At 73.9% G+C, this 16,228-nt stretch carries 16 protein-coding genes; 8 read left to right on the forward strand and 8 right to left on the reverse strand.

What is annotated here, in order from left to right; translation table 11 throughout:
• Positions 1 to 42 precede the first annotated feature (42 nt).
• Positions 43 to 267 carry a DUF1059 domain-containing protein gene (locus H958_RS35445; protein WP_037409318.1) on the forward strand — a complete coding sequence of 75 codons (225 nt, stop codon included), beginning with the start codon at positions 43 to 45 and terminating at the stop codon, positions 265 to 267.
• A 62-nt stretch (positions 268 to 329) separates the two neighbouring features.
• On the opposite strand, the gene H958_RS35450 is transcribed toward H958_RS35445, so the two are convergent.
• From H958_RS35450 to pdxR, 4 genes are all read right to left on the reverse strand, one after another.
• Entirely contained in the window at positions 330 to 1,178 is an 849-nt protein-coding gene (locus H958_RS35450; RefSeq protein WP_037409320.1) for a putative metal-binding motif-containing protein, read from the reverse strand.
• A gap of 10 nt (positions 1,179 to 1,188) precedes the next feature.
• The gene (locus H958_RS0106300; protein ID WP_028058035.1) at positions 1,189 to 2,391 is read right to left on the reverse strand and encodes an MFS transporter; all 1,203 of its coding nucleotides are present in this window, start codon (positions 2,389 to 2,391) and stop codon (positions 1,189 to 1,191) included.
• 113 nt (positions 2,392 to 2,504) lie between these two features.
• The gene (locus H958_RS0106305; RefSeq protein ID WP_028058036.1) at positions 2,505 to 3,524 is read right to left on the reverse strand and encodes a substrate-binding domain-containing protein; all 1,020 of its coding nucleotides are present in this window, start codon (positions 3,522 to 3,524) and stop codon (positions 2,505 to 2,507) included.
• The gene (gene pdxR, locus H958_RS0106310) at positions 3,521 to 4,954 is read right to left on the reverse strand and encodes a MocR-like pyridoxine biosynthesis transcription factor PdxR (protein WP_028058037.1); all 1,434 of its coding nucleotides are present in this window, start codon (positions 4,952 to 4,954) and stop codon (positions 3,521 to 3,523) included. The genes H958_RS0106305 and pdxR overlap by 4 nt, the downstream gene beginning before the upstream one ends.
• 54 nt (positions 4,955 to 5,008) lie before the next feature.
• Between pdxR and H958_RS0106315 the strand changes: the two genes are divergently transcribed.
• Positions 5,009 to 5,995, forward strand: coding sequence for a hypothetical protein (locus H958_RS0106315; RefSeq protein ID WP_028058038.1), 987 nt, complete (start codon positions 5,009 to 5,011; stop codon positions 5,993 to 5,995).
• Positions 5,992 to 6,912 (forward strand): DMT family transporter, encoded by a 921-nt coding sequence (locus tag H958_RS45960; protein WP_028058039.1) that lies wholly within the window; start codon positions 5,992 to 5,994, stop codon positions 6,910 to 6,912. Before H958_RS0106315 ends, H958_RS45960 begins: the two co-directional genes overlap by 4 nt.
• Here the strand turns inward: H958_RS45960 and H958_RS0106325 are convergent.
• Together H958_RS0106325 and H958_RS0106330 are read right to left on the reverse strand one after the other, a co-directional pair.
• On the reverse strand, positions 6,909 to 7,691 hold the full coding sequence (locus tag H958_RS0106325) for an MBL fold metallo-hydrolase (RefSeq protein WP_028058040.1): 783 nt from the start codon (positions 7,689 to 7,691) through the stop codon (positions 6,909 to 6,911). The two genes, H958_RS45960 and H958_RS0106325, sit on opposite strands and share 4 nt — an antisense overlap.
• A 10-nt stretch (positions 7,692 to 7,701) precedes the next feature.
• Positions 7,702 to 8,382, reverse strand: a complete 681-nt coding sequence (locus tag H958_RS0106330; protein WP_028058041.1) for an HAD-IA family hydrolase — start codon at positions 8,380 to 8,382, stop codon at positions 7,702 to 7,704.
• Positions 8,383 to 8,459: 77 nt separating this feature from the next.
• Here H958_RS0106330 and H958_RS0106335 point away from each other — a divergent pair, with 77 nt between their 5' ends.
• From H958_RS0106335 to sucD, 4 genes are read left to right on the forward strand one after another with little or no spacing between them, the layout of a single operon-like run.
• Entirely contained in the window at positions 8,460 to 8,909 is a 450-nt protein-coding gene (locus H958_RS0106335; RefSeq protein ID WP_028058042.1) for an NfeD family protein, read from the forward strand.
• Complete coding sequence (locus tag H958_RS35455) at positions 8,906 to 9,754, forward strand: slipin family protein (RefSeq protein WP_196807238.1); 849 nt, start codon at positions 8,906 to 8,908, stop codon at positions 9,752 to 9,754. Before H958_RS0106335 ends, H958_RS35455 begins: the two co-directional genes overlap by 4 nt.
• Positions 9,755 to 9,768: 14 nt before the next feature.
• Positions 9,769 to 10,908 (forward strand): ADP-forming succinate--CoA ligase subunit beta, encoded by a 1,140-nt coding sequence (gene sucC, locus H958_RS0106345; RefSeq protein WP_028058043.1) that lies wholly within the window; start codon positions 9,769 to 9,771, stop codon positions 10,906 to 10,908.
• 1 nt (position 10,909) lies between these two features.
• Positions 10,910 to 11,797, forward strand: coding sequence for a succinate--CoA ligase subunit alpha (sucD, locus tag H958_RS0106350; RefSeq protein WP_028058044.1), 888 nt, complete (start codon positions 10,910 to 10,912; stop codon positions 11,795 to 11,797).
• A gap of 71 nt (positions 11,798 to 11,868) precedes the next feature.
• Here sucD and H958_RS0106355 read toward each other — a convergent pair whose 3' ends face one another.
• Positions 11,869 to 13,530: an Ig-like domain-containing protein gene (locus tag H958_RS0106355; protein ID WP_156027735.1), complete on the reverse strand. Its 1,662-nt coding sequence runs from the start codon at positions 13,528 to 13,530 to the stop codon at positions 11,869 to 11,871.
• A 98-nt stretch (positions 13,531 to 13,628) separates the two neighbouring features.
• Here H958_RS0106355 and H958_RS0106360 point away from each other — a divergent pair, with 98 nt between their 5' ends.
• Positions 13,629 to 14,933 (forward strand): hypothetical protein, encoded by a 1,305-nt coding sequence (locus H958_RS0106360; RefSeq protein WP_231379182.1) that lies wholly within the window; start codon positions 13,629 to 13,631, stop codon positions 14,931 to 14,933.
• On the opposite strand, the gene H958_RS0106365 is transcribed toward H958_RS0106360, so the two are convergent.
• Positions 14,911 to 16,218 carry a pyridoxal phosphate-dependent decarboxylase family protein gene (locus tag H958_RS0106365; RefSeq protein ID WP_196807239.1) on the reverse strand — a complete coding sequence of 436 codons (1,308 nt, stop codon included), beginning with the start codon at positions 16,216 to 16,218 and terminating at the stop codon, positions 14,911 to 14,913. The genes H958_RS0106360 and H958_RS0106365 overlap by 23 nt on opposite strands.
• Between the last annotated feature and the right edge of the window lie 10 nt (positions 16,219 to 16,228).

A 16,228-nucleotide genomic window follows, 5' to 3' on the forward strand; every position in this document is an offset into this window, starting at 1 on the left:
GCGCCCGAGGCAGAGAATCGGGGCGACCAAGGAGGTACCGCCATGGCGAGGATGATGGCCGACTGCCGTCGCTTCCCCAGCGAGTCCAACTGCTCGCTCACGATCATCGGCGAGGAGGACGAGGTCGTTCGCGCGGCCGCTGAGCATGCCGCCTCGGTGCACGGGCACGAGGACACGCCGGAGCTGCGCGAGCAGCTGCGCGGGTTCCTCGAGCCGGCCGGGCAGTACTCGAACGAGCCCCGCGAGCAGGAGGCGATGCCGGGCTAGCGTCCCTCCGGGCGCCCGCTCAGGCAAGCTGTGGCAGGCGCCGGTGCGGCACCGAACAGGGCCTAGGGGCAGCGGCGCGGCGTCTTCGCGCCGGGCGCCAGGCACAGCGTCGTGCCGACCGGCGTCTTGCCGCGCACGAGCCGGTAGCGCACCACCTTGCCCATGCGCGCCGGCGAGGTCACGCGCACCTCGAGCATCTGCCCCGCGCGGAAGCGGCGGCGGTAGCGCTCGATCGCGTCGAGCACGTTCACGCGCCCGCCGCGCGGGCGGGCGCCGTCGCGGCGCTTGACCGGGCAGCCGCGGCCGGAGCAGCGGAACTCGACCGCCATGTCGTCGCGCCCGCTGGTGATCAGCAGCCGGTCGATCGTCACCCGCTTCCCGCGCACGGTCCAGCCGGAGGAGACGTTGGCGGTGAGCTGCGGGAAGTCCGCGCGGATGCCGTCGCAGTTCTCGTCGACCGTGTTGCCGGGCTGCTCGATCGCGCCCGGATGGATCGCGGCGTCGAGGTCGTTGCAGTCCTGCCCGGCCGGGAAGCCGTCGCCGTCCGCGTCCGGCGGCGGGGCGGGCGCGGCGTCGCAGCGCGGGACCCCCTGGAGGAAGCCGGTCGTGTACGTCTTGACGTAGTGGTCGGGGACGTAGAGCCCCCCGACCCGATCCCAGATCGCGCTGCCGTACGCCTCCTCGCCGGGCGCCTGGCACTCGATCCTCACCCACTGGCCGGCGCGCAGGTAGTCGACGACGGTGCGCGGCTCGACCGTCGGCTGTGCGCGTCCGTCGACGTCCTCCTCGACGCGATACGTGTTGCCGGCCGCCCATGGCCGCAGGCTCGTCACCGGCGTGTCGGCGCGTGCCGCCGCCGGAAGGGCGACGAGCACCGCGAGCGCGGCCACCAGCGCACGAATCCCGCCCATCGCGGCGACCCTAGCGCACGGATCCCGGCGCGCCAGGTCGCCGCGCTGACGTAGGAGCCTGAGCCGCGAGCGGGCGGGCGCCCTGCGCGCGTGTGACGAAGGTCAGTCCGACCGCGGCCAGCGCGAGCGCGGCGGGGACGACGGCGAGCGCCGCGGTGATCGAGGTCGCGTCGGCGAGTGCGCCGACGGTGAGCGGCGCGAGCAGGACGGCGGAGGACGTCACGAGCGCGATGCGCGCGCTGGCCAGCTGCGCATGGTCCGGCGCGAGCCCGACGGTCACCGAGAGGCCGAGCGGGAACAGGTTGCCGAGGCCGAGGCCGACGATCGTGAGGCCGGCGAGCGCCACCGCGGGGCTGGTCGCCGGCCAGAGGACCGCGAAGCCGAGCGCGGTCAGCGCGAGCGCGCCCGCGAGCAGGCGGTAGGCGGCGTAGCGCCGGGCGAGCGCGCTGCCGGCGATGCGCCCGGCGAGCACGCCGGCGAAATACCCGCCCATCAGCGTCACGCCGGTGTCGGTGGAGACGCCGGCGGCGTCGCGGACGAAGCTCGCTCCCCAGCCGGTGACGCACCACTCCGCGCCGGTCGTGAAGAACACCATCGCGGCGGCGACCCAGAAGCGGGCGGGAAGCGTCCCGTGGTCGCGCGGCGGCGGGGGCGGAGCCGTCAAGGGCTCGCGGCGGGCGAACAGGTACCCGGCGGGCGGCAGGAGCAGCACCGCGAGCAGCGCGGCGCGCCAGCCCAGGCTGAGCGCCGCGGCGAGCGCCAGCCCGCCGATGAGGACGACGTAGGCGGCGCTGGCGGCCACGTTGGCCTCGGTCAGCGCGATCGTCCGCAGCTCGCCGTGGCGGTCGGCCAACAGGGCCTGGACCGTGATCAGGAGCAGTCCGCCGCCGATGCCCATCACGAGCATGGCGGCCAGCGTGACCGCCTCCACCCGCCCGGCCGTCAGCAGGGCGGCGCCGGCGCCCATGGCGACGGCGGAGCACCAGAACAGCGGCTTGCGCCCATAGCCGCGCTCGAGCGGGCCCGCGATGAAGCCGGCGAGCAGGCTCCCGGCGGCGAACCCCGCCACGTGCAGGCCGCCGGCCGAGTAGCTCAGGTGCAGCTCGTCGCGCAGGTGGGGCACGATCATCCCGGGCGCCGCCTGCAGGTACGCGAACCACGCGAGCATCGCGTACGCGATCCACGTCATCCGGTCGCGGCGGAACTCGTGCATCCGGTCGGTATATCGATAAACAAGCCGCGATTCAAGGCATCTCGGACGATCGGGAACGGCCGCGCGCGTCGAGGCGGTGAGGGGCGGACGAGCAGGGTTCCGGCGGCTGCCGCTCAGCGGGCGCGCGGCGTCGAGTCGCGCACGACGAGGCGCCACGGCTGCAGGTGCACGCCCGGCGCGGCGGCGGCGCCCTGCGCCGCGAGCTCCGCGCACCGGCGCCCGTGGTCGTGCAGCGACTGGTGGATCGTCGTCAGCCGCGCGCGCTCGGCCTCCTCGGTGTCGTCCCAGCCGACGACCGCGATCTCGCGCCCGCGCGCGGCGGCCGCGCGCAGGGCGCCGATCGCGAGCTCGTCGCTCATGCACGCGAGCGCGGTCGGCGGCTCCGCGGCGTCGAGCAGCGCGCCCGCCGCCCGCTCGCCGTGCTCGCGCGAGTTCGCGACGACCTCGCGGACGGCGATCTCCGGCGCCGCGGCGCGGTAGCCCGCGAGGCGGCCGCGGGTGACGCGGTGGGAGGCGACGGCGTCCGGGGGCACGTCGCGGTCGCCGCGCGTCTCGAACTCACCGAGCGGGATCGCGATCGCGCCGAGCCGGCGGTGGCCCAGCGCGAGCAGGTGCTCGACCGCGGCCGCCGCCGCGGCCTCCTCGTCGACGGACACGAGCGGATGCCCCGGCAGCGCCGGCCCGCCCTCGACGACGAGCGGGACGTTGCGCTGCAGCAGCGCGTCGATCATCGGGTGCCCATCCGGCAGCGCGAACAGCACGAACGCGTCGACGACCGCGTCGAGCACGAGCGCGGGATCGCCGGCGCGGCCGCCGGCCGGCACGAGGTGCAGCGCGGTGCCGCTGTCCACGCCGGCGCGCGCCAGCCCGCGCAGGAACTCGACCGCGGCGGGGTCCTCGAAGGCGTACGGCAGCGTCTCGCCGAGCACGACCCCGAGCGCCCCGGCGCGCCCGCGGCGCAGCGAGCGCGCCGTGGGATGCGGTCCGGCGTAGCCGAGCTCGGCCGCCGTCGCCAGCACCCGCCGGCGCAGCTCCTGGGAGAGCTTCTCGGGCCGGTTGTACGCGTTCGAGACCGTCATCGGCGACACCCCGAGCGCCTCGGCGACCGTCGCCAGCGTCACGCGCTTGGTCATCCCGCCGCCCCGATCGCGTCGCGGAGGGCATCGGCGACCGCGTCGATCGACGCGAGCGGGAGGCGCCCGTAGCCGACGACGAGCGCCGGCCCGTCCCCGGCGGGAGACCCGGCGGCGCCCGCCTCCTCCAGCGCCGCCAGGCGGTAGCCCGCAAGCCCGCGGATGCGGATCCTCCGCTGCTCCAGCGCGGCGACCGCGGCGTCCTCGTCCGCTCCCGGCGGCAGGCGCAGCAGCAGATGGAGCCCGCCCGACTGGCCTTCGACGCGGCAGTCCGGCAGGCGCTCGCGCAGCGCGGCGACCAGGCGGTCGCGGCGGAGGTGGTACTCGCGGCGGGTGCGGCGGATGTGGCGGTCGACCTCCCCGGCGGCGAGCATGGCGGCGAAGGCGCGCGCGGCGATCGCCGGGCCGCCGGAGTCGACCGCCCAGCGCTCGGCGGCGATCGGCTCCACGAGCTCCGCGGGAGCCGCCATCCAGCCCATCCGCAGCGCCGGCGCCAGCGTCTTGGACGCGGTGCCGAGGTAGATCACGCGCTCGGGCGCGAGCCGCTGGAGCGTGCGCACGGGCGGGCTGTCGTAGGCGTACTCGGAGTCGTAGTCGTCCTCGAGCACGTGGCGGTCGCCCTCGGCCGCCCACGCCAGCAGCGCGCGGCGCCGTTCGGGCGAGAGCAGGGCGCCCGTCGGGAACTGGTGCGCGGGCGTGACGAGGAACGCGTCCGCGTCGAGCCGCGGATCGATGCGCGCGCCGTCGCCGTCGACGGGCACGCCGACGAGCTCCAGCCCGGCGGAGCGGATCGTCGCCCGTGAGTCGTCCAGCGAGGGATCCTCCACGGCGACGCGCCGCGCGCCGCGGCGGGCGAGCGCTCGGCAGGCGAGCCACAGCCCCTGCGTGTAGCCGCCGGTGACGACGACCCGCTCCGGCGCCGCCGCGACGCCGCAGACCCGCACGAGGTACGCCGCGAGCACCGTGCGCAGCTCCTCGTCGCCGCGCGGGTCGGCGTAGTCGAGCGCCGCGTCCGGCATGGCGGCGAGCGCCCGGCGCGTCCCCGCCATCCACGCGCGGCGGGGGAAGCGGGCGAGATCCGGCGCCGTGGCGGTCAGGTCCAGGCGCGGCCGGGCGGGGGAAGACGGGCCCGCGGCCTCCGCGCGGCCTCGGCGCGGCAGCGGCGCCGCGACCGCCTCGGCCCGCACCACCGGCGCGCGGCCGCGGCGGATCTCGATCCAGCCCTCGGCGGCGAGCTGCGCGTACGCCTCGCTGACCACGCCGCGCGAGACCCCCGCCGCCTCCGCGAGCAGCCGCGACGCCGGGAGACGATCCCCCGGCCGCAGGCCGCCGCCGGCGATCGCGTCGCACACCGAGTGCTCGAGCTGCGCGCGCAGCGGCGTCCCGTTGCCGCGGTCCAGCTCGGTGAAGAGTTCGGTGGCTCGGTTCATCGGCGTCGAGGTGGCCCTGTCAACCGGGCCACCAGGAAGGTACCGTGCTCCCCCATGAGCGAGACCCCCGAGCTGCGCAGCGGCCCTCCGTGGGCGATGGAGGAGATGATCCTGGACGAGCCGGGCCTCGTCGGCCCGATCCTGGCGTCGCCCGCGATCGCCGAGGCGGCGGCGCTGGTCCGCACCTCCGGCGATCCGCTCATCCTCACCGGCTGCGGCACGAGCGAGCACGCCGCCATGGCCGGCGCCGCGCTGCTCGGCGGCGGCGCGCGCGACGCGTTCGAGGCGAGCCTGGAGCCCCAGCGCGGCGGCGTCCTGATCGCCGTCTCGCACGAGGGCGAGACGCCCGCGACGCTGGCGGCGCTCGCGGCCTGCGACGCGGCGACGATCCTCGTCACCGCGCGCCCCAGCCCCGCGCACGACGTCGACCTCGTCGTCGAGACGCCGCTGCGCGACGCGTCCTGGTGCCACACCGTCGGCTACCTCTCGCCGCTGCTCGCGTTCACCGCCATCGCCGGGCACGTCGATCCCGCGCCGGTCATGGCCGCCATCGAGGGCATGCTCGAGCGCCGCGAGGTGCTGGCCGACTACGCCCGCCTGCTCGCCGGCTGCGACCGCCTGCTCGTCGCCGCCGGCGGCGTGGACATGGTGACCGCGCACGAGCTCGCGCTCAAGATCGAGGAGGGCGTGCACATGCCCGTCACGCCGCTCGGGCTCGAGAAGGTGCTGCATGGCCACCTGCCGGCCGCCGATTCGCGCACCGGCCTCGTCGTGATCCGGCTGGATCGCCGCGAGGGCGACCGCCGCGACGCCCGCGCCCGCGATCTCGTCGCCGCCGCGTCCGAGCTCTCGATGCCGACCGTGGTCCTGCACGATCCGCCCGAGACCTCGCTCCCGCCCGTCCCCGCCGCGCTGCTCGGCGGCGCGCTGGCCGCGCAGCTGCTCACGCTCGAGCTCGTGCTCGAGGCGGGCACCAACCCGGACCTGATCCGCCGCGAGGAAGCGCCCTACCGCGCCGCCGCGGCAGCCGCCTCGACGTGAACGGCGTCCCCGCAGCGCTGTCGGCCTCGCTGCTGTGGGGCACCGCCGACTTCCTCGCCGGCCGCGCGACCCGCCGGCACCCGGTCATGCTCGTCGCGTTCATCGGCCAGTTCGCCGGCCTCGTCGCGCTCGCGCTGATCCTCGCCTTCCACGGCGTCGATCGCCACGCGCTCGCGCCGGGCGCGCTGTCCGGGGTGATCGGGATCGTCGGCGTGACGGCGCTGTACTCGGCGCTCGGGCTGGGGACGATGAGCATCGTCGCCCCGATCGGCGCCACGAGCGCGATCGTCCCCGTGCTGTGGGGGATCGGCGGCGGCGAGCGGCCGGGCCCGCTGCAATGGGCGGGCATCGTGCTCGCGCTGGGCGGCGTGATCCTCGCCGCCCGCGAGCCGTCGAGCGAGGGCTCGAAGGACGCCCGCGCGGCGATCCGGCTGGCGCTGCTGGCGGCCTTGGCGATCGGGTTCTCGCTCGTGTTCCTCGACAAGGCCGCCGCGCACGACTCGCTCAGCGGGGTCGCGGCCGCCCGGGCCGTGGCGGCCCCGGCGCTCGCCGCCGCGCTGTGGTGGACCACCGCGCGGGCGAGCACGGTGCGCCCGGACGCCGTGGTGGCGGTCGGCGCCCATCCGCCGGCGGTGATCGCGGAGCCGGGCACCGTCGCGACGTTCGCCGGCACCTGGCCCGGGGGGCGCACGATCGCCGCCCTCGCCGGCATCGGCCTGCTCGACACGGCCGCCAACTCGGCGTTCGCGATCGCGACGACCGGCGGGCTGCTGAGCCTCGTCGCCGTGCTCGGCGGCCTGTTCCCCGTCGTGACCGTCGCGCTCGCATACTTCCTGCTCGGCGAGCGGCTTGCGCCGCCCCAGCGCGCGGGCGTCGTGCTCGCGCTGATCGGCATCCCGCTGATCAGCGCGGGCTAGTGTCGCGAGACCCGCTCGGCGTTCTTGGCGTGGATGGCGCGCTGTGCTCCCGTGCGGCGCGCCAGCGGGAGCGGCGCGCCGGCGCCGCGCTCCAGCAGCGCCTCGAGGTAGGCGCGGTCCTCGCGCAGGATCGCGAGCGCACGCTCGCCCTCGATCGCGCCGCCGTGCCCCGGCACGACGTGCGCGGCCTGCGCGACAAGCGGCTCCAGGCGCGCGAGCGTCGCGAGATAGGCGGAGGCCGAGCCGCCCTCGGAGATCATCGGGATCTCCACGGGCGACAGGTAGTCGCCGGCGATCAGCACGCCGGCCCAGGGCGCCCACAGCGCCATGCCGTCGACCGTGTGCCCCTCGGCCGGGTGCAGCTCGAGCTCCCTGGAGCCGACGTCCACGTGCCCGGGCACGGGCAGCTGCTGCGCCCCCGGCAGCGAGAGCGGCCGCGGCCGCGTGACGTACAGCTCCTCGTCGAACGCGCGCAGCTCGCGCTGCGGCGTGCCGACCTCCGAGATCAGCCGCGCCGCGGTCGACTCCGCCGCGCCGAGCGGCGCGTCCGGGAACGCGTAGCCGCCGAGCAGGTGGTCCCAGTCGCCATGCGTCGCGAGCAGCCCGACGACGGGGAACTCCGCCTGCGCCGCCACCGCCGCGAGCACGTCGAGCTCGTCGGGGAACACCGGCGAGTCGATCAGGAACGCCTCGTCGCCGCCCCGCACGAGCACCGCGGCCGTCGCATACGCCCGCGAGGTGACGACGATGACGTCGGGATGTAGCCCGACGGCCCGCATCAGTGGACCACTAAGCGACGCCGAGCAGCTTCGCCGCTTCCAGCAGCGTCCGCACCTCGGCGGTCGGCTTCTTCTGCGACGGGTCCAGCGGCTCCTTGTGGCGGTTGACCCAGATCACCGGGATCTTCGCCTTGATGCACGGCTCGACGTCGTAGTAGTACGACGACGCCACGTGCACCCAGCCCTTCTTGGAGCCCATCCGCCGCTCGCATTCCTTGAAGTGCGCCGGATCCGGCTTGTACGAGCGCACCTGCTGCGCGGTCACGACGAGGTCGAAATCGGCCTTGAAGTGCCGGCGCGTCTCACCGAGCAGCTTGTCGTCGATGTTCGAGATCAGGCCGAGCTCGTACTTCTTGGCCAGGCGCTCGAGCTGCGTGTTGGTCTCCTTGAACGGAGGCCAGCGCTTGACCGAGTCCGGCAGGAAGCCGGAGCGCGAGGGCTCGAGCGGCCAGCCGAGCTGGCGCGAGATCTGGACGGCGGTGCGGCGCAGCACCTCCGCGTAGAGCTCGTACGACCCGCCCTTGATCTCCTGCTGGATCTCGAGGAACAGCGGGACGAGCTCGTCACGGGAGAGCGTGTATCCGTCCTTCTCCGCCTCTTTGGCGAACGCGTCGTACGCGCCGGACTCCCAGTCGATCAGGGTGCCGTAGACGTCGAAGGTGACGAAGGAGATTTCCTTGGGCAAGGGCATCGCGGCCGTGCATTGTGACATTCGGTCGCTCGAATCGGCGTCAGCCCAGGAGTAACCTGGGTTTAGAGGAGCAACAGATGTCCGCGCTCGGCCTACTGCTCGTGCTCGTGGGCGCCACGCTCGTGGTGGCGGAGGCGCACTTGCCCAGCCACGGCGTACTCGGCTCTGCGGCGGTCCTTTCGCTTGCGCTGGGCGTCGCCCTCGCCCTCTCCGGGGCGGGCACGGGCGTCGGCGTGTCGCTGGCCGCCGGGGTCGGCATCGGCCTCGCCGGAGCGCTGTGCGTCTGGATCCTCGTCCGCAAGGCGCTGGCCACGCGCCGCCTGCTCGCCCGCAACGGGCTCATCGGGCGCGTCGGCACGGTCAGGGACTCCGGGCAGGTGTTCGTCGACGGCGGACTGTGGCGCGCCCGCGTCTGGGACCTGCAGGAGGAGCCCGCCCTGCGGCCCGGCGACGCCGTCGTCGTCGAGCACGTCAACGGACTGACTTTGACGGTCCGACACGCCGAGGAATGGGAGGTGGCGCCATGATCACCGCCATCGTGGTCGCGCTCGTCGCGATCATTGCCGTCCTGCTGGTCGCCGCCGGAGCGTCGGTGCGCGTGCTGCGCGAGTACGAGCGCGCCGTCGTGTTCCGGATGGGGCGCCTGGTCGCGACCAAGGGACCGGGCCTCGTCCTGCTCGTTCCCGCGATCGACCGGATGGTGCGCGTGTCGCTGCGCACCGTGACGCTCAACGTGCCGCCGCAGGACGTGATCACCCGGGACAACGTGCCCGCGCGCGTCGACGCCGTCGTCTACTTCCGCGTCGTCGATCCGAACTGCGCCGTCGTGCAGGTGGAGAGCTTCCTCAAGGCGACCTCGCAGATCGCCCAGACCACGCTGCGCTCGGTGCTCGGCAAGGTCGACCTCGACTCGCTGCTGAGCGAGCGCGAGGAGCTCAACGAGGAGCTGCAGAAGATCATCGACGACCAGACCGAGCCGTGGGGCGTGAAGGTCACGACGGTCGAGATCAAGGACGTCGGCATCCCGCAGGCGATGCAGAAGGCGATGGCGCGCCAGGCGGAGGCCGAGCGCGAGCGGCGCGCGAAGGTGATCAACGCCGAGGGCGAGTTCCAGGCCGCCGCGCGCCTGTCGCAGGCCGCCGACGTGATCAGCGTCAATCCGGCCACGATGCAGCTTCGCTACCTGCAGACGCTGAGCGAGATCGGCATCAACCAGAACACCACGGTCGTGTTCCCGCTGCCGATCGATCTCGTCAAGCCGCTGCTCGAGGCGACGAAGACCGAGACCCCCCAGGCCGCGCTCGACAAGGGAGCCAACGGAACCACCCCGCTGCTCGGCGAGCCGCGCGAACGGGAGCCGCAGGGGCGCTAGAGTCGCCCCCGCGCATGGACCTTCTCGAATACCAGGGCAAGCAGCTGTTCGCCCGCCACGGGGTCCCGGTGCCGACCGGGACGCCCGCCACCACCGTCGAAGAGGCCGTCGCCGCCGCGGATGAGATCGGCTACCCCTGCGTCATCAAGGCGCAGGTGCAGATCGGCGGCCGCGGCAAGGCCGGCGGCATCAAGGTTGCCCAGAACCGGCAGGAGACCGAGGAGCACGCGACCGCGATCCTCGGCATGGACATCCGCGGCCACACCGTCCACGAGGTATGGGTCGAGGCGGCCTCGGACATCGCGTCCGAGTACTACGCCTCGATCGTCTTCGACCGCGCCGCCAAGCGGCCGCTCGTGATGCTCTCGACGCAGGGCGGCATGGACATCGAGGAGGTCGCCGACACCAACCCGGACGCGATCGCCCGCCTGCACGTGGACCCGCTGCTCGGCTTCCAGGACTTCCACGCCCGCCGGCTCGCGTTCGACGCCGGCGTCGACGCGGACGTCGTGCGGCCGATCGGCGCGCTGCTGAGCCACCTCTACGACGCGTTCGTCGCGGAGGAGGCCATGCTCGTCGAGGTCAACCCGCTGATCGTCACGCCGGAGCGCGACGTCAAGGCGCTCGACGCCAAGGTCACGCTCGACGACAACTCGCTCTTCCGCCACCCGGACAACGCCGCGCTGCGCAACGTCGCGGCCGAGGACGACCAGGAGCGGATGGCGCGCGAGCGCGGGCTGACGTTCGTCAAGCTCGACGGCAACGTCGGCATCCTCGGCAACGGCGCCGGGCTCGTGATGTCGACGCTCGACGTCGTGGCCCAGGCCGGCGGCCGGCCCGCGAACTTCCTCGACGCCGGCGGCGGCTCGCGCGCCGAGGCGATCACGCAGGCGGTCGAGGTGATCCTCTCCAACGAGAACGTCACCGCCGTCCTGTTCAACATCTTCGGCGGCATCACGCGCTGCGACGAGGTGGCGCGCGGCCTGATCGAGGCGTTCAACCAGATCAACCCGACGGTGCCCTTCGTCGTCAGGCTGGACGGCACCAACGATGTCGAGGGCCGCAAGCTGCTCGCCGACGCGAACCTGCCCAACGTGCACACCGAGTCCACCATGCTCGGTGCCGCCAAGAAGGTCGTGGAGCTAGCCGGCTGACATGAGCATTCTCGTCGACAACGACACCAAGCTGGTCGTCTCCGGCATCACCGGCCGCGAAGGCACGTTCCACGCGATGAACAACCGCCGCTACGGCACCGACGTCGTCGCCGGCGTCACGCCGGGCAAGGGCGGCCAGGACGTCGAGGGCGTCCCGGTCTTCAACACGTTCCACGACGCGGTCGCGCGCACCGGCGCCAACACGGCGATGATCTTCGTCCCGCCGCGCTTCGCCGCCGACTCGATCCTCGAGGCCGAGGACGCCGGCATCTCGCTGATCGTCGCGATCACCGAGGGCATCCCGGCGCACGACGAGCTGCGCGTCTACAACCACCTGGCGGGCAACCCGAACGTGCGCCTGGTGGGGCCGAACTGCCCCGGCATCCTCTCGCCGGGCAAGGCCAACGTCGGCATCATCCCGGCCGCGTTCTTCAGCGAGGGCAACGTCGGCGTCGTCTCGCGCTCGGGCACGCTGACCTACCAGATCGGCAACGAGCTGGCTCAGCGCGGGTTCGGCAACTCGAGCATCGTCGGCATCGGCGGCGATCCGGTCCCGGGCTCGAGCTTCATCGACATCATCGCGCTCTTCGAGGCCGACCCCGAGACCGAGCTGATCGTGATGGCCGGCGAGATCGGCGGCTCGGCCGAGGAGGAGGCCGCGGACTACATCGGCTCGCACGTCTCCAAGCCGGTCGTCGCCTACATCGCGGGCTTCACCGCCCCGCCCGGCAAGACGATGGGTCACGCGGGCGCGATCGTCTCCGGCACCGCCGGGACGGCGAAGGCCAAGGCCGAGGCGCTCGAGGCCAAGGGCGTCCGCGTCGGCCGCACGCCGACCGAGGTGGCGGAGATCGCCGCCGAGATCGCCGGCTCGCTCAAGCCCGCCTGAGCAACTCCGGCGGAGCGTGCCCGTTCTGAACGGGCATGCTCCACCCCCGGTTCTGCTGCCCGCCCGGCCCGCTAGTGGACCTTGAGGATCGCCGGCTTCAGCGAGCTCGCCTTGTAGGACGAGCCCGTCTTCGGGACGAACCTCGCCTTCACGCGCCACGTTCCGGGCTTCTCGAAGCGGTACGTGAACCTGAACGGCGACTTGGCGCCCTTGCTGAAGCGCGACGTGCCGATCCACTTGGAGCCATGCTTGCGCTCGAACGTGATCTGCGTCTTCCCGGAGACTGAGGCAAGCTTCTGCGCCGGGATGACCCTGCCGCGGACCGTCAGCTTGCGATGAGCGACCTTGCCGAGCGCGAGGTCGATCTTCGTGGCGATCGCGATCTTGTACTTGCCGCCGCCCGCCTTCGTGAACCTGACGGTCGCGGTGCCGGTGTTCTTGGCCTCGTCGCGGGCCTTGGCGACGAGCGTGTGCGGGCCGTAGGCGAGCTTCTTCGCGCCCTGCCACTCGAGCGACACCTTCGCGGCGGTCGCGCTCTGCGACTTCGTGACGACCGGGATCTCCTTGCCGTCGACGAACACGTCGACGTTGCGGACGCCGTGGTCGTCGTCGGCGCTGACGGCGATCTTCAGCGCCGCGAGGTAGATCGAGCCGGCGGCCGGCGCGGTGATCCGCACCGTCGGCGCGGTGGTGTCGACCACGCCTCCACACGCGATCGGCGCCGCCGCGCCCGCGCCCTGGAAGGTGGCAAAGGCCGGCTTCGGGTTCAGCGCGCTGTCCATCAGCCCGAGCTGGTGGTCGTAGGTCGGGTTGCTGGAGTCGGCGTCCCAGAGCGAGAACCACATTCCCTGCCCCACGTACGGGTCGTCCGCGAGGCAGCCGTACGCCTTCGCGAGGAAGTCGGCCTGCTGGGCCGGGGAGACGCCACCGGGCTTGGTGCCCGCACGGTCGCCGACGTTGCAGGTCGCGCCCGTCGTCGACCAGCCGAGCTCGGTCATCCAGATCGGCTTCGCATCGCCGTTGGCCGCCATCGTCTGGCGCACCTCGCGGTAGCCGGTGAACGAGTAGCGCCCGATGCGGCCGCTCGGCTCGCGGTAGTACTCGCGCGGATCGGCCGTCAGGCACGCCGTGTCGGTGTGGATGCCGACGGCGTCGAAGGAGCCCTTGGCGCCGTTGGCGTACAGCGACTGGAGGAAGTCGTAGTCGTTCCCGACCAGGCCGCCGGTGACGACGGCCGCCCCGGGGTCGCCGCCCTTCAGCGCCGGGTAGGCGGCCCTGAGCAGCGCCGCGTAGGCCGCGGGATCGGGCCCGCCGCCCCAGTACGGCGAGTCGTCGGGCTCGTTCCAGACCTCGTAGCCGATCACGCCGGTCCCCTTCAGCGCCTGCGCCAGCTCGCCGGCGACGCGGGCGTAGGCGGCCGGGTCCGGCGGCGTGTTGGAGCCGGGCGCGCCCAGGAGCGTGATCAGCGTGCCGATGCCCATCGAGCTCGCGCGCTGAGCGAACGCCTTGTACTGGTCGATGCGCCAGCCGGTCAGGACGCCCGGGCTGTCCTCCACCCAGGACGTGAACGCCCATACGCGCACGGACTTGGCCCCGGACGCCTGGAGCTTTGCCCACTGGGCATCGGAGAGAGGCACCGACGTGACGGTCACGCCGGGCGTGGCGGCAGAGGCCGCCGTGACATGCACGAGGCCGGCGGTGATCGCCATGACAAGGAGGAGGAGGCGTCGCATGGTTCGCTTGATGCAACGGCATGGGAGCGCAGAACTTGAGGGTTGACGCCGCACCGAACCCCCTTCAGGCGGGTTGGAGCAGTCCCATGCTCCGCACCATGAGCGCGGCCGCCGCGCTGCTCCTGCTCGCCCCCGCCGCCGCGCATGCCCGTCCGGGGGATCCCGACCATGCGTTCGGGCACCGCGGCTCGGTCACGCTGAAGGCGACCGGCGCGGACGCCGTCGGCGGCGCGGTGAAGGTGATCGCCGGCCACAAGGTGCTCGCGGGCGGCAGCGCCGCCGGCAAGCTGGTCGTGCTGCGGCTGCGCAGGACGGGCTCGCTGGACTCCGGCTTCGGGACCCGCGGCCAGGTCGCGCCGTCGCTGCCGGGCACGACCCTGGACGGCGTGCGCTCGCTCGCGACGTTCCGCGACGGCCGGATCGTCGCCGCCGCCACGCTGCAGACCGCCGCGGGCTCGCAGATCGCGCTGGTCCGCTTCCTGCCCGACGGCGAGATCGACCCCAGCTTCGGCGGCGGCCTCGGCTACGTGATCACGGGGCCGCCGGGCTCGACGCTGGGGGCGATGACCATGGACCGGACCGGCGACATCATCGTCGCCGCCGGCCGCACGTCGGCCGGCGGGGAGATCCCCTACGTGCTGCGGCTCGCGCCCGACGGCTCGCCCGATACGACGTTCGGCGCCGGCGGGACGGTCGACGGCGCGAGCCTGCAGCTCGCCGGCCGCGCGACCGGCGTGCTGGCCAAGCCCGACGGCACGATCGTCTTCTGCGTCGGCGCCGGCGGCGACCGGTCCGGCCCCGCGACGTTCGTCGTCGGCCGCCTGCTCGTCAACGGCGCGCCCGACCCGAGCTTCGGCGGCACCGGCGTCGTCTCGCTGCCGCTGACGCCGTTCAGCGGGCTCGGGGCGGGCGCGGCGGCGGTCCGCGGCGGCCCGTCGAACACGCTGCTCGTGGCCGGCACCGACGTGACGCCGAAGGGCACGCTGCGAGGCGTCGTGCTGCGCCTGAAGCCCGACGGGACGCTCGACCCCCGCTTCGGCCGCGACGGCATCGCGCGCATCTCGCGCGCCGGCCGCGACCTGCGCGTGACGGCGTTCACGCGCGACGGCAACGGGCGCATCGTCGTGACCGGCACCGGCGATCCGCCCGACTCGCTGCTCGTGCGCCTGCGGGCGAGCGGCCGCCGCGACACGACCTTCGGCAACCGCGGCCTGACCTACCCGAAGCTGGGGCGGCCGCCGGGCGGCGACCCGATCTACACGACGCTCGACGCGATCGACAACGACGGGTCGAAGCTGCTGGTCGCCGGCTCGGCCGCCGGCCCCGGCGCGCTCACGCGCTCGCCCGCCGGCCCGGCGGCGTACGGCGGCCGCTTCGCGCTCACCGTGTCGCGGCTGCGGTGAGCGCTTCGACCCGCTCGTGCAGCCACGGCACGTGCGGCTCGTGCTCGGGCTTCATCAGCACGCTGCGCAGCACGCGGTGCTCGCCGGTGTGCAGCGTGCTGAGGTAGACCGGGTCCTCCGTCGCCATGCCGTCCTCGAGGATGCGCTGGACGGCCGCGTCGATCGCCTCCGGCGAGCCGGCGCACGGGTGGAAGCAGAGGATGTCGAGCTCCGGCCGCGTGTAGAGGTCGAGCAGCTCCGAGGCCTCGATCAGGTCCGCCCACGCGTTCGCCGCACGCACGCCGGCGGCGAGGATCGGCGCGAGGTCGAGCGCCCGCAGCGTCAACCACAGCGCCGCGGCGGCCGCGCCGGCGCGTGAGCACTCGAGGCTGATCTCGCCCAGGTGCAGCTCGGCGGACGTGAAGTACGTGTACGGCGAGTCGTGCTTGTAGAGGGAGCCGACCGACGGGTCGCGGAACAGCACCGCGCCGCAGCCGTACGGCTGCAGGCCGTGCTTATGCGGATCGACCACGACGCTGTCGCAGCCGGCGATCGCGCGAAACGGCGCGACGTCGATCAGCGTGTCGTCCAGCAGCGCGAAGAACCCGCCGTAGGCGGCGTCGACGTGCAGGCGCACGCCGTGGCGCTCGCGCAGGGCCAGCGCCTCGTCGACCCGGTCGACGGCGCCGATGCCGGTGGCGCCCGCGGTCAGGACGACGGTCCCGACGTCGTGCGCGCGGCACAGCGCGTCGACCGCGTCCAGGTCGAGCCGGCCGTCCGCGCCCGCCGGAGCCGCGAGCCCGGTGATGCCCAATACGCCGCACATCCGCTGATGGGTGTAATGCGCGTTGGCGCCGTACACGACCGCCTTGCCGGGATGCAGCTCGCGCGCGATCCACAGCGCCTCCAGGTTGGCGATCGTGCCCGAGGCGGTCAGGTGGCCCAGCGCGTCGCCCGGCAGCCCGAACATCGCGGCGAGGTCGCGCACGACCTCCTTCTCCATCTCGCTCGTCGCGGGGCCGCCGTCGAGCGCGTGGTTGTTGGTGTTGATGAGCATCGCGGCGGCGTAGGCGGCGGCCGCCACGGGGTGCGGCGGCTTGAGCATCTGCCCCGCGTAGCGCGGGTGGGCGAACGGGTAGTTGGTCTGCATCCGCGCGGCGAACTCGCCCCACGCGGCGTCCAGCCGCAGCGGGTCGGGCTCGAGCGCCGGGTGGCCGGGAGCCTCCCCCGCCTGCGCCTCCCAGGCGGCCGCGAGGTCGAGCGCGCGCGGGAGCAGCGCGCGGAGCTGTGACTGTCGCTGCGACACGGTCTCCTAT

It is taken from the genome of Candidatus Solirubrobacter pratensis, from assembly GCF_000425945.1.
GTDB classification, from domain to species: Bacteria; Actinomycetota; Thermoleophilia; order Solirubrobacterales; family Solirubrobacteraceae; genus Solirubrobacter; species Solirubrobacter pratensis.